The organism is Parapedobacter defluvii (assembly GCF_014642075.1).
Classification (GTDB): domain Bacteria; phylum Bacteroidota; class Bacteroidia; order Sphingobacteriales; family Sphingobacteriaceae; genus Parapedobacter; species Parapedobacter defluvii.
Map to the genome: position 1 here is coordinate 344706 of NZ_BMIK01000003.1, position 13172 is coordinate 357877.

At 48.1% G+C, this 13172-nt stretch carries 10 protein-coding genes; 2 read left to right on the forward strand and 8 right to left on the reverse strand.

Going from position 1 to position 13172, the window contains the following annotated elements:
• Positions 1-38: 38 nt before the first annotated feature.
• Both IEX60_RS07870 and IEX60_RS07875 read right to left on the reverse strand, forming a co-directional pair.
• Positions 39-1004, reverse strand: a complete 966-nt coding sequence (locus IEX60_RS07870) for a FecR family protein (protein WP_188749216.1) — start codon at positions 1002-1004, stop codon at positions 39-41.
• A complete protein-coding gene (locus IEX60_RS07875; RefSeq protein WP_188749218.1) occupies positions 997-1575 on the reverse strand; it encodes an RNA polymerase sigma-70 factor in 579 nt (192 codons plus the stop codon). The genes IEX60_RS07870 and IEX60_RS07875 overlap by 8 nt, the downstream gene beginning before the upstream one ends.
• A gap of 158 nt (positions 1576-1733) precedes the next feature.
• On the opposite strand from IEX60_RS07875, the gene IEX60_RS07880 reads away from it, so the two are divergent.
• Positions 1734-2588 carry a transglutaminase-like domain-containing protein gene (locus IEX60_RS07880; RefSeq protein ID WP_188749220.1) on the forward strand — a complete coding sequence of 285 codons (855 nt, stop codon included), beginning with the start codon at positions 1734-1736 and terminating at the stop codon, positions 2586-2588.
• A gap of 3 nt (positions 2589-2591) precedes the next feature.
• Here the strand turns inward: IEX60_RS07880 and IEX60_RS07885 are convergent, their stop codons facing one another.
• Entirely contained in the window at positions 2592-3734 is a 1143-nt protein-coding gene (locus tag IEX60_RS07885) for a hypothetical protein (RefSeq protein WP_188749222.1), read from the reverse strand.
• 158 nt (positions 3735-3892) lie between these two features.
• On the opposite strand from IEX60_RS07885, the gene IEX60_RS07890 reads away from it, so the two are divergent.
• Positions 3893-4570 (forward strand): epoxyqueuosine reductase QueH, encoded by a 678-nt coding sequence (locus tag IEX60_RS07890; RefSeq protein WP_188749224.1) that lies wholly within the window; start codon positions 3893-3895, stop codon positions 4568-4570.
• Here the strand turns inward: IEX60_RS07890 and IEX60_RS07895 are convergent.
• The 5 genes from IEX60_RS07895 to IEX60_RS07915 form a co-directional block, all read right to left on the reverse strand.
• Entirely contained in the window at positions 4551-5402 is an 852-nt protein-coding gene (locus IEX60_RS07895; RefSeq protein WP_188749227.1) for a dienelactone hydrolase family protein, read from the reverse strand. The genes IEX60_RS07890 and IEX60_RS07895 overlap by 20 nt on opposite strands.
• 17 nt (positions 5403-5419) lie before the next feature.
• Positions 5420-6022, reverse strand: coding sequence for a thiol peroxidase (tpx, locus tag IEX60_RS07900; protein WP_229717473.1), 603 nt, complete (start codon positions 6020-6022; stop codon positions 5420-5422).
• Between the two features lie 120 nt (positions 6023-6142).
• Positions 6143-7690 carry a RagB/SusD family nutrient uptake outer membrane protein gene (locus IEX60_RS07905; RefSeq protein ID WP_188749228.1) on the reverse strand — a complete coding sequence of 516 codons (1548 nt, stop codon included), beginning with the start codon at positions 7688-7690 and terminating at the stop codon, positions 6143-6145.
• Positions 7691-7715: 25 nt separating this feature from the next.
• A complete protein-coding gene (locus IEX60_RS07910; protein WP_229717474.1) occupies positions 7716-10709 on the reverse strand; it encodes a SusC/RagA family TonB-linked outer membrane protein in 2994 nt (997 codons plus the stop codon).
• Positions 10710-10882: 173 nt separating this feature from the next.
• Positions 10883-13168, reverse strand: a complete 2286-nt coding sequence (locus tag IEX60_RS07915) for an alpha-L-rhamnosidase-related protein (protein ID WP_188749233.1) — start codon at positions 13166-13168, stop codon at positions 10883-10885.
• Between the last annotated feature and the right edge of the window lie 4 nt (positions 13169-13172).

A 13172-nucleotide genomic window follows, 5' to 3' on the forward strand; every position in this document is an offset into this window, starting at 1 on the left:
CGGGCGGAAAAACCCGACAAGTATACAAATATGTTAGGCTACCTCAATACAATTTTATTGCCTTGTCGCTTCACCTCAATTCGCAGCGTTTCGCCGATGACATGCAATATTTTGTCCAGATCACCGCGATGAAAAGTCGTTGTCATCCGCAGGTCGCGGATTTTCGGATTTTCAATACGGATGTCCGCATGATAAGCTTGGCGGAGCACCTCGACGAGGCGCCAAAGCGGCGTATTATCCAGTACAAACCGGTTGTCGACGTAATAATTGTGTAGTTGATCGCTCACCGCTCCCTCCTCAAACCGGTGGGTAGCGGTATTGATCAGCAGCCTACGTCCCAACGATAACTCGACCTCCCGCCGTGGGCCTGTAACCTTAACGTGACCGCTTTCGACGATGACTTCGGTTTCGTCCCCGACCCGCTTTACGTGGAAGGAGGTTCCGAGCACCCGGACCGTAACCTCTCCAGATTGGACGATAAACGGCCTATTGGGATCACTTTTCACGTTAAAAAACACTTCACCTTCGTCCAGCGTCGCGACACGCTGCTGGGTACGAGCCTCCTGCGCATACCGTAAAGCGGCGAAGCTGTTTAGGGTAATGACGCTCCCGTCTGCCAATGTATCGGTTTGCGGTGATGCTTCGGTTTCATATACGACGGGCACCGAATCCACAGGACGGTTACTCCAAACAGTATAAAGTGCCCATACTGCCAACGGAAGGAGCACCACAGCGGCCGCATATCGCAGCCAGGTTATCGGCTTTACGGATCCCCCCTTGCGCGCAGAGGCCACGGAATCCCGGTGTTGCACAAAACGGCGCCACGCATCTTCCTCACTCACGGTCAGCTCCTTTCCAAGCGACTCACTGGTTTTCCAGATCCGTTGCAGTTGCTCAAACCGTCGCGCATTGTCGGGATGTGCAGCCATCCACGTGCGCACGGAGCTTGACTCGGCTTCGCTTGTCTCGTTCAATAAATATTTGGTCAACAGTATATCATCCATAGCCGTATAGATTTGGCAATACAATGAGCAACAATGGCAGGAAATCAGCCAATTGTACACGCAATAATTTCAATGCTTTTCCCATGTGGGCTTCAACTGTTTTTAGCGAAATACCCAATCTCTCAGCAATTTCCTGGTACTTAAGTTCTTCGAAACGGCTTAACTGGAAGACCGTACGGCATTTTTCCGGCAGTTGTCGGAGTGCCTGCTGTAACTGACGTTGGAGTTCCTTATCCGCCTCCGTTTCTTCGGTCTGTTGTTGTTTATAAGCCACGATCGCTTCCTCCATATATTTCCGTTGAACCTTTTTATGTTTCAAATAGTTCAAGCTTTCGTGGTACACGGATTTGTAAAGATACGCCCGAAGCGAGGTGTGTATCGCCATCCGTTCCCGGCTTTCCCAGAGTTTCATAAAAACGGTCTGAACGATTTCTTCCGCCACGGCCTCGTCTTGCAGCATCGTATACGAATAGGCATGCAATGCTTTAAAATTACTTTTAAACGCCGCTTCAAAAACGGCTTCCTGATCCGTATGTACCAATGTTTCTCTTTTGGCCAAAGTTACTTCCATTTGGTTATGTTGACAACTTTGTCGCGGTATACCCTTAGTCAGGATTTGATTTTTTCACGCTGACGGCAACGTTTTTTTTTGGAAAGCCGGATAGCCGTCAGGCAGCTTTCTTAGCGCCTTGCGACTTTGCGTGATATTTTTTTACTAATTTTGTGTTGATGAACGAGAAAGAATTAGATTCTTTGATCAAGTTGCTGGATGATCCCGATTCGGAAGTTTTCCAGCATGTGGAGCAAAAGCTGATTACCATGGGGCCCGAGGTGATCACGCGATTGGAATCCGCTTGGGAGCAATCGTTTGACGTAGTGTTGCAAACCCGCATCGAAAACCTGATTCATAAAATCCAGTTCGAAGACGTTTTGCAGGAACTGGAACTTTGGAAGGTAAGCGGTTCCTTTGATTTGCTTCAGGGGCTCATCATTGTCAACAAATACCAATATCCTGACATGAATGAGCAAAAAATCATCAATCAAATTGAAGCGATCAAGCGCGATGCTTGGTTGGAGATGATTTACAGCATGAGCGCGGTTGAAAAAGTTCGGTTGCTCAACAACATCATTTACAATACCCATGGATTCTCGGGAAACACCAGCAATTACCACGACCCGCAGAACTCCTACATCGGCCAGGTACTGGAAACCCGTCGGGGAAGCCCTATCCTTTTGGCATGTGTATACAGCATCGTAGCCCAAAAGCTCGACATACCGATTTATGGCGTCAATCTGCCCAAGCATTTTATTTTAGCTTACACCGAAGACCATACGCCGGTTGAGGATAAAAACGGCATTTTGTTTTATATCAATGCATTCAACCGCGGTCAGATATTTGGGCGCCACGATGTCATCGCCTTTCTGAAGCAGCTTAACCTCGCTCCCAGCGAAAATTTTGTGCTTCCCTGTTCGAACCTTGATATCGTTACCCGCGTGCTGCGCAATTTGGTTTCGTCGTATTCGCAAGCGGGTAATACCGCCAAGACTGAAGAAATTAATCGGATGATTGACGTCCTAGCGTAATCCCTATTGGGAGTTAGGCCTTCCCCTTACATCCAGAAATAGGCCGAACGGCCGACGGGCATTGTTTAAGGTATCCAGTGAAACGGACGCCTCCGGTGCCACGTTTCCGTCGTCTGAGAGCCGGAATCGTAAAATCCTTCCCGGTTGCCCGCCTGATACTTGTGTGTCGTAATCGGCTACAAAAATCGTTCGTCTGTCCTTTCTCGGATCAATCGCCACATCCATGGGACCGGTTAATCCCGTTAGAGCCCCCTGAATGGTGCGGGTTGGCGTAACAGTGGTGACAGAACCAGGCGCAAGTTTGGCTTTGATTCCGTCAATGATATAGATCCGACCATCCATCACCGGATCATTAACCGTTCCGGTACCGTAATCGGCGGCTACCAGTACATCCAACGAATCAACGAATGCGATGCCACGAATCGATGTAGCACCTTCGATGCGAACCGTTGAAAGCGCCGAGAAATCAGCTGCCAACGAATCGACGTCGGACAACCCGTCGTATAACGATATTCCTCCATTTCCATCTGCCGAATTAGATACCAACAGATTATTTCCCCATAGTGCCATCCCCCAGGGCCTCATGGAAGATTCCAGCCGGAGAACCTTGTGGGGCCGGGTATATCCACTGCGATTCTTGGGCCGGTGATACCCATAAATCACGGTTCGTCCTTCAATTTCGGTTGAGTTATTGGCGACGTACAGATATTCCGACAGATGGTGATAGACAAGCCCGCGCATGGCATTAAGTCCGCGATACTGTATGGTCGTGTTATTGCTAAGAACTCCGAACGGGCCGACGTTCATGATCCGGATGGTGGTATCTCTACCTCTCCCATCTCCATAGCCGGCCTGAAAAACCGCGCTTGCAAACGGATCGAAATAAATTCCTGCCCCGCCCTGCAATGCTTCCGAATCGTGGCTAAGCGCCACACCCAGCGCTGCCCCTGTGGTATCCGCCGGATCGATCAGTAACACATTGTCAATGGGCTCCCCGGACGTATTCGTCTGATAATTCCCAATTGAAATATACAGCCGTGCAATCGGCCGTACAGGCGTAGCGGGTTCATCGTCATTGCGCATACAGCCACCCAGCATCATTGCCGCAATCGCCGTTACTACGAAAAAGCCAAACAAATTCTTCATCCAACCGGTTTTTGGCAAAGTTAGAAAAATTATCGCTGATCCGGCAACAATCGCCCTGCCAGGAAATTACGGAATGGGACCGGCCGGGCTGGCAAGTTATTTGCAACAGTCCGCCAATCTCCGTAATATTGCATTTTGAAAATAAGTAGGTGCGTACGATGGATACCGGAATCAAACGTGAAAAACTAGAACTGCCTAACGGCGAAAGTAAATTGCTGTTGCACTCCTGCTGTGCGCCTTGCTCCGGCGAGGTGATGGAAGCCTTGATCGCTTCGAACATTGATTTCACCATATACTTTTACAACCCCAATATCCATCCCCGCAAAGAGTATGACCTACGCAAGGATGAAAACATCCGGTTTGCCGAAAAGCATAACATTCCCTTCGTGGATGCCGATTACGATGTAGACAATTGGTTCACCCGTGCTAAGGGAATGGAGCATGAGCCCGAACGTGGCATCCGTTGCACCATGTGCTTTGACATGCGATTCGAGCGCACGGCACTGTATGCGTATGAAAACGGATTCCCTGTGATTACCAGCTCGCTGGGCATTTCGCGTTGGAAGAACTTCCAGCAGATCAACGACTGCGGCGAACGTGCTGCGGGTCACTATCCCGGCATTACGTACTGGACCTACAACTGGCGTAAAAAAGGCGGGTCTTCACGTATGCTCGACATCTCCAAACGCGAACATTTTTACATGCAGGAATACTGTGGTTGTGCCTATTCGCTGCGCGACACCAATCATTGGCGGCTTCAAAACGGCCGTGAACGCATTGAAATCGGCAAAAACTACTACGGGGATGAAGGCAATGCTACCCCAGCTTGCTCTTAAAAAAATCAATGGTTCGTTTCCAAGCCAATTTAGCAGCTTCTGCATTGTACCGTGTAGGTGATGTATCGTTATTGAATGCGTGATTCACGTCTTCATAAACATATAGCTGATAATCCACGCCATTCGCCTTGAGCGCATCCTCATATGCCGGAATGCCCGCATTGATCCGCTCGTCCAGTCCCGCATAGTGTAGCATCAGGCTAGCCTTTATCTTCGGCACATCGACTGCATCCGGTTGGCTGCCATAGTAGGCTACAGAGGCCTGCAGGTTCGGATCACCCACGGCTAGCCTACCTGCCATTGCCCCGCCCCAGCAGAAACCCACACAGCCCACCTTTCCGTTGCTCCCCTCGGCTTTTCGTAGGTAATCAAGCCCATTCAGGTAGTTTTGGACGGTTTTTCCCATGTCTAACTGACCGATCAATTCCCGCCCCTTATCTTCGTCTGCGGGAGTACCCCCGAAGGGCGACAATGCATCCACACCCAAGGCAATGAATCCTTCTGCTGCGATACGCTTGGTTACGTCGATGATGTGCGGATTCAACCCACGGTTTTCGTGGATAACCACCACGCCACCTACTCCGGACTTCCCTTTGGGCTTTGCCAAAATCGCCTTCACACTACCGTCTACACCTGCATATGTGATGTTTTCGGCAGTAATGTCATCGCTATGAAACGGCTTTGCTGCGGCATAATTATTCTGCAGTAAAGGCAATAGGGTTATCGCGGCGGCGGTACCACCCGTGAGCATGGCAAGTTGTTTCATAAACTCCTTGCGTCCGATCTGGCTGTGGGTATACCGATCGTATAAATTAATAACACGTTGGTCCATGACAACGGGTTTTATTTCTATTTTACGGCCGCGAGTGCAGCCGCATAATTGGGTTCCTGTGAAAGTTCCGGCACCTGTTCTTCATAAACGATTATTCCTTCCGGATCGATGACGACCACTGCCCGGCTGAGCAATCCCCGCATGGGGCCTTCCGCAAGCTGAACTCCGTATTGCATTCCAAAATCAGATCGGAAATCAGACAGCATGACGACTTGATCTATCCCCTCGGCACCGCAAAAAGCCTTCAGCGCAAATGGTAAGTCTTTAGATATACAGAGTACCGTCGTATTGGGGAGATTAGCCGCATCTTCATTGAACTTCCGGACGGACATCGCACATACTCCTGTATTGACGCTGGGAAAAATATTGAGAATGATGTATTTCCCTTTGAAATCTTCCAAACGCTTCTCGGATAAATCTACGGCGGTTAACGTAAAGTCTTTGGCTGATGTGCCCACCGCGGGAAGCTTTCCTACTGTGTGCACGGGTTCGCCGCGAAGTGTAACTGTGGTTGACAACGAATTGTGCGGCGATTGTGCCACCGCAGTGAGTAGCCCAAACATGAGGGCAGAAAAGATCAACGAGCGTATACCCGATTGAGTGCTTACGAAACGTTTCATGACTCTTTTTCATTTTAAACGTTTTTTCACCCGACACTCGTATCGTGTAACGAAAATAATCTAAAGTGCTCTGCAAAACTTAACTTAACAAGCTTGCAGAGCACTTATCCCACTGTGTATTTAATAGCCGTGGTTCTGAGTCAAATTGGTGTTGATCTGTAATTCACGGGCCGGAATGGCGTATATGAATTTATCTTCACTGATGTCAAAGGTATTGGGAAGCAGCCAGCCATACAGTGCCTTTAAACGTTCGCCCTTTGCCTGAATGGCCTCGATGGCCATACCGGTACGTATCAGATCTGTCCAACGATGGTTTTCAAATGCCAGCTCATGCCGCATCTCGTTGGCGACGTCTAACGCCGTAACGGTACTAAGCTCGCCCAGGTTTGCCCGCTTTCTCACTTGATTAATATAGGGAAGGGCTTCAGTTGCCTTACCCTGCGCTACGAGACTTTCAGCTAATAGCAGCAAAGCTCCAGCATACCGAAAAACCGGCCAGTTATTGTCTGTGTTAAATTCCACTTGATAAGGTGGATGAAGATATTTCCTAATAAAATACTGATAACCCACACCCGGAGTAGGACGGTAATTCACTGGGCTTTTTACGCCAGTAATGGTCATCACATCGTTGTTATCTACAGACCCTTCTGCCACAGCAATGGACTTAGCAAGCCGCTCGTCACCAGTTTCATACGAATCGATCATTTCCTGCGTAGGGACGTTCCAGCCGCCACTTGTCAAACCACCCCGAGCGTTGGTACCGTTAACTCCAAGAATAAAATCCGGATTGGTAGCCTTGGGAATGAAGCGCCAGATAAAATCACTGTGCTGCCCCTCGTTACCCTGTTTGTACTGGACTTCAAAAATCGATTCCTTATTGTTTTTATGAACAGGGTCAAATACATCAGCATAGTCGTCCATTAAGCCATAATTCATTTGTGTAATATCCAAAAGCTCCGCAGTAGCCTTTTCATATTCTTTAGTGGGCTTAGACAAATACGCATATGCGAGCAGCATTTTGGCGGCTCCACGTGTCGCACGGCCCGATTGAGGAAATGTAGAAGCTATCGGTAATAGCGGAATGGCTGCATTGAGATCCGTAATAATCTGGGCATACACTTCTTCAGCTGTAGAACGGGGAATAAAAGCTTCTTCGGCTACTACAATTTCTTTCAACTGAAGGGGTACCCCGCCAAAGTGTTGCACTAGGTCGTAATAGTAAAATGCCCGGAGAAATAGGGCCTCTCCGGTTACTTTATCTTTTTCTTCGGCAGATAAATTGGCATTTTCTAACCTGCTTAATATGGTGTTAACCTTGGAAATACCTTCATACGCATTGCCATAACGATTTCCCGGCGAATTAGGAGATTGACTGGTGAGGCTATTATCCCTGAATTCGGGGTACGCTTCGGCACTGACAAACGAACCCCTATCAGCTGCATAGCGGGTAAAAAAGGTATTATCCGACCGCATTTCGTCCATAAATATTCCCATGAAGGCAATGCCTCTGAGATTGGTATATGCGGCAACGGTAGCTTGGTCAAATTGCTCGGCATTTTGATAGAACGAAGCTGAACTCAGCGACGTGGGAGGAACAAGGTCGAGAAAATCGTTCGAACAGGCTGAGAGTGTCAGCACTGAAACGGTAATATATGCTATTCTTTTCATGATCGTTGCATTAATTGATAAGATCCTAAAAACCTATGTGTAAACCTGCCGAAAATACACGGGGGACAGGATAACCGACAAAATCACGGCCTTGATTCAAGCCATTCAGCCCATTGATGCCCGCCTCCGGATTAAGTCCAGGATAATTGGTGATGATGAAGGCATTCTGCGCGCTTAAATAAATACGTATTGACCTGAGATAGCTGAGTTTCGGTGAAAAAGAATACCCAAGAGTTATGTTTTTAGCTGCAATGTACGAACCGTCAAAAACCTGCCGAGTTGTGAAATTACGGAAGTCTTCAGTAGTACCACTCCGGGTCCGTGGATAAATGCCATCTCCCGGGTTTTCCTCCGACCGCCAACGACCCGCTACCCCTTTTCTGACGTTGAAAACACCGTCGAGGTTTTCGGTAGACTGGAATGCATCGTCTGCAATGTCGTTGCCTACCGTTCCAGCCAATACAATACTCAGGTCAAAATTTTTGTAGGAAAATGTGTTAACCATGCCGTATGCGAATGTCGGATTGGGGTTCCCTATGAATGTACGGTCATAACTATCAATAATCCCATCCGGAACACCATCTGGACCGCTGATGTCCTTAAACCGGGCGGTACCCACCATGGATGTCGAACTGTGGGGCTGGGTTTCAAACTCTTCCTGGGTCATGTATACCCCTGTATTGATATATCCATAAAACAGGCCGATGGGATGCCCTACCGCCGTACGGTTATCGTCCCAATACAAATTGTAGCCACCTATCGGCGCATCGCTCGTTCCCAGTTTCTTAACCAAGTTACGGTCGAACGAAATATTGAAATCAGTGGTCCACTGGAATTCACCTACCAAATTTCTCGATCCGATGGTAAACTCATGTCCCCAGAAGTCAAACCGACCAACATTAGACGTGATGCTCGAAAACCCCGATTGTATGGGGATATCAATAGCATATAGTAACCCATCGGTTTTCTTCCAATAGTAATCATAGGTAAAAGACAACCGGTTATTGAATAGTTCTAAGTCAAGACCAATATCATATCCTTCGGTAGTTTCCCATGTTAAGAAACTATTTCCGATACCATTCAATGATTTGCCGGGTGTTACTTGATTACCGAATACGTAGTCGTTGCTGTTCACAGCAGCCAAATATGTATAGTCGCCGATGTTATTGTTACCCACCTTTCCATAACTCAACCGTAACTTCAGGAGGTTAATCTGCCGGATATTCTGAATAAAGGGTTCTTCAGAAAGTACCCAACCAAGTGAGGCGGAAGGAAAATCACCGAATCTTGTATTTTGACCGAACTTTGAGGATCCGTCGCTACGGAAAGCGAACGAAGCCAAATATTTGCCGCGGTAATTGTAATTTAGCCGTCCATAGTAGGAAAGCAATGACCAGTCGGCCGCCTCTACGTTGCCAATCCGCGTAATGGCTGCACTTATCCAGGGAATATCATCATCGGCGAACTCCCGGCCATCGATATAACTATTTTCTCGGCTGTATTTCTGAACGGTATAGCCACCCAATACATCGATGTTGTGATCATTGTTGAACGATCGCTGGTAAGTTAGCGTATTTTCGCTCATCCAAGTAACGAAACCGGATGATTCATACCGGCCGGTGGCCAGTTGTGGTGGAGCACTTCCAAGCCCACCCTGCGCAATTGAAGGGTTGAACGCTCTAAGATTCCCATTATCGGTGTTAACATTAAAACTGGTTTTTGCTTTCAGTCCTTCCAGCAGTTCAAATTCGACATAGCTATTAGCCAAAAAACGATTGGCACGTGCTTTCCGGATGCGCTCGGTTACCACCAAGTACCAGTTTGGGTTGGCAAACATGCCGGGTTGTGAAAACGAAACCGGATAGGTACCGTCTTCGTTCCGATAGGAAAGGGTGGGATCCATCAGATACGCCAATTGGATGATGTTCCTTCCATTGTCCAGTCCGGACACACCGTTATTATAGCCGTTGGAAAACTCAAGGTTCAAGCCCAAAGTCAATCGATCGGAAACGTTATAGATGTTATTGGTCCGCGCAGTAATCCGCCGATCGGAAGTATTGAGAATCACCCCATTCTGTTTGTTGAGATTCACATTGAAGACCGACTTCAGTTTGGTGGTGCCACTGCTGTATGAGATGTTATAGTTTTGATTCATTGCATCACGGAGCAGAACATCAAACCAATCGGTACCATAATTCCCTGCGTAGCGACTTGGGTCTGCATATACTTCAGGTACTCCTCCCGTATAGCCTTCGTAACGGGCAGCATCTTCGTAGTATTCTTTCTTAAATTGCGCAAATTCCTCAGCGTTCATTAGATCTGGCCGGCCCCGCTGAGGTACCTGCTGCATACCCATGTTGACCGAAAGTTCCAAGTGCTGCTGTCCATCTTTCGCCTGTTTGGTGGTGACCAACAACACTCCGTTGGCGGCACGTGATCCGTAAAGTGCGGCGGCAGATGCATCTTTCAATACACTGATGGACTCAATCTCATCGGGACTGAGTGTTTGGAGGCCGCTTGCCGACGGGAATCCATCAATAACGATAAGCGGTTGATTGCCCGCGCCAATGGAGGCTGCTCCTCGGATGCGGAAAGACATTTCCGAGCCGGGTGTACCCGAATTGTGATTGATTTGTACACCAGCCATTCTTCCTTGCAGTTTTTGGCCAACATTGGCTACCGGCATATCCCTAAGCTGCGTGGCATCGACCTGCACAACGGCACCTGTGAGCTCCCGTTTTTTCTGAGTACCGTAACTCACTACGACTACTTCTTCCAATACTTCTGAACCTGGGGTTAACTGAACAGCCAAACTACTGCCTGTCAAAGTAACCGCTTTCCGCAAATAGCCTACGTAGCTGAATACCAAAATGTCGCCCGTCGAGGCGTTGATGGTGAAACGCCCTTGTCCATCCGTTTGGGCGCTCGTAGAGGTGCCCTGTAAGGTTACGGTTACACCGCTAATAGGCGCTGCAGTCACCGAGTCGGTTACCACCCCTTCTACGGACATCTGTGCCATGGCCAAATTGCTGCTAATTGCAACAAATAGTGACGCCAAAACACAGAAAACGAGATGTTTGCAATACTTCGTTTTCATAGTTAATTTGTTTGTTTATTAAAAGTGTGTTTACTAATTAGGCTACTTAATAAGATGTCGACCTGTTTATTCTTTAGCGCAGCGTTGGTCCATTGTTAAAACAAAGCAAATGACCATTTTCCCGGCCCTACCTCGAAATAATAATAATCATGATCTTCTTCGTGCGCAACAGCCGTTTTTCCGTTACAGGTAATGTTTGACAATTCCGGCGCTATCCGTGGTATGCCTACACGGGCCCTGGAATCGGGAGGAATAATCACCGATAAGGTGATACCACGATCCGTTCGTTTAATATCTACCGTGATATTACCCTTCACGGTCGGTGTAATACAATGTACTTCCTTCAATATCCCCAATTGGGGGCAGATCGTAAATGTCTCAAACCCTGGCCGATCAGGGGCGATGCCTGCAACGTATTGGTGCATCAGCGTTAAGGGGCCGCCGGACCATCCGTGGTTATATGAACCTCCACCATATCCTGCCGAACCGATGCCCCACCCTTCCCAAAGCGTGGTCAATGGGCTTTCTACCATATTGGAATAGCGCTTTTTCATCCGTGCCAACCCTCCTTCTGCGTCGCCCATTATGAAAAAAGATTCCAGAATGTATTTTTCCATGTAAGGACTCGCATGGAATTCATTTTCCAGTACTTTCTTTATCGCGTCATATTTGGTACGATCGGCAAGACCTGCAATCACGGCCAATCCATTGCCCCGATCGTCAATCACGCCGTGGTTAGCTGGACTCTTATAGGAAGACCCATTCCAAAACAGTCGGTTATAATTCAATTTTATGGACTCCATAGCTTCCTGATATCCGGCGATATCTGCTTGGTGACCGGTCAACTCGGCCATCTGGGTTGCCGCCTCCAGCGCCATATAGTACCAAGCGTTTTCAATCAATGGCGCGTCGATATCATCTCCCCAATCCAACCAATCCCATCCACCGGGACGGTGGACAAGCAATCCATCGTCGCCAAATTCCCACAGATTCAAGTAACGTTTAACCGCAGGATAGACGTAATGCATCATCGCGGTATCGGCAGTATAACGAAAGTAATTCCAGAATCCATATTTTCCGACGCTGGCAAGCATCTGCGCCGGCAATTCGCGATCCCAGCTGCCCGCGGGTACCGGCGAATACAATACACCATCCGGTTTTTGCCAGTCAACCAGATTACGTATTGCTTTCTGGATGGCCAAGTGACTATTCCCATCGCATGCATACAGCATTTCCCCCAACAAGATAACGGCATCACCCCACCACTGTGCCCGTTCGCGGTCCGGATCCTGAATGGCATCGCGCAGATTGACATTGAGTGTATTGTATGATTTTTTCCAAAGCACATTGTAAAAGGAATCGTCCGTGTTAAAAACACCGACTTTTTCCGTATTATAGCGAGTTTCACGGTATTTTAATTCCAGGATTTTTACCCCTTCAGGGATGGCATACCGGACCTCATGTCCATTCATGTATCCGAATGTCTCAAATTCCTGCACTCCTTCTTTGGTAATGTATTCCGTACGTACATTATATTCGCTCCCACCTTTGTAGTTATCTGTTCGGATATCGATTTTCAATCCGCCAGGGGCATCAATCTTCAGGTACGGTGTGATACTGATATTCTTAGGGAGCTTGGCGATAATGGTGTCTCCGGTACTCTCAGCAGGCAGATCACGCTTGTTTTCATAAGTCACCAAACCGGCGTCCTTCCACAGGGGAATAGGCCGCTTTTCAAGGTGATTCCATGGGCCAACAGGCGGGATACCATATGACATAACCGAAAGCCACATACCGTTGCTAACCTCACCGAGTTGCCAATGAGGCAGGTCGTGACGTGCATCGAAATGGATGTTGAATTCGGGCAAACGATAGTTGGGACGTGGCGGTCCCGAGTGGCCAAAAGCCGGATGCCTCAGGGCCTTCCATGTAGTATCCGACTGCAGGATTTCATTGCCCAATGCGGCTTCAAACAACAGTGCAGATTTCCCGCTATTCTTGTGGTTAAACCCATCACGCCCCCAGTACCAGGTCAGTACGGCAATGGTATTTTTACCCTTCACCAAATAAGGGGCTAAATCTACTTCATCAAAGTAGGTATCACGAGGATTGGGGCCTCTCTTCAATTGACCTTCAAACACGGCCAGTCGACCATTTATCCACAGCCAGTATTTTGAGTCGGTCGCTATTTTTGCATAGGCGGTTTTAGGGATCTTTTTTAGCTGATATACTTTATGATAGGCCGTCCATACATTGGTATCTGCGGGCGCATGTGGCAGTCCAATCCATTCCGCCTTCCAATTGGAAGTCTGCCCCATAGCGGCAAGATTAACAAACAGCACCGCGCTATAAGCGAGAGATTTGATTACATACTTTATCATACGT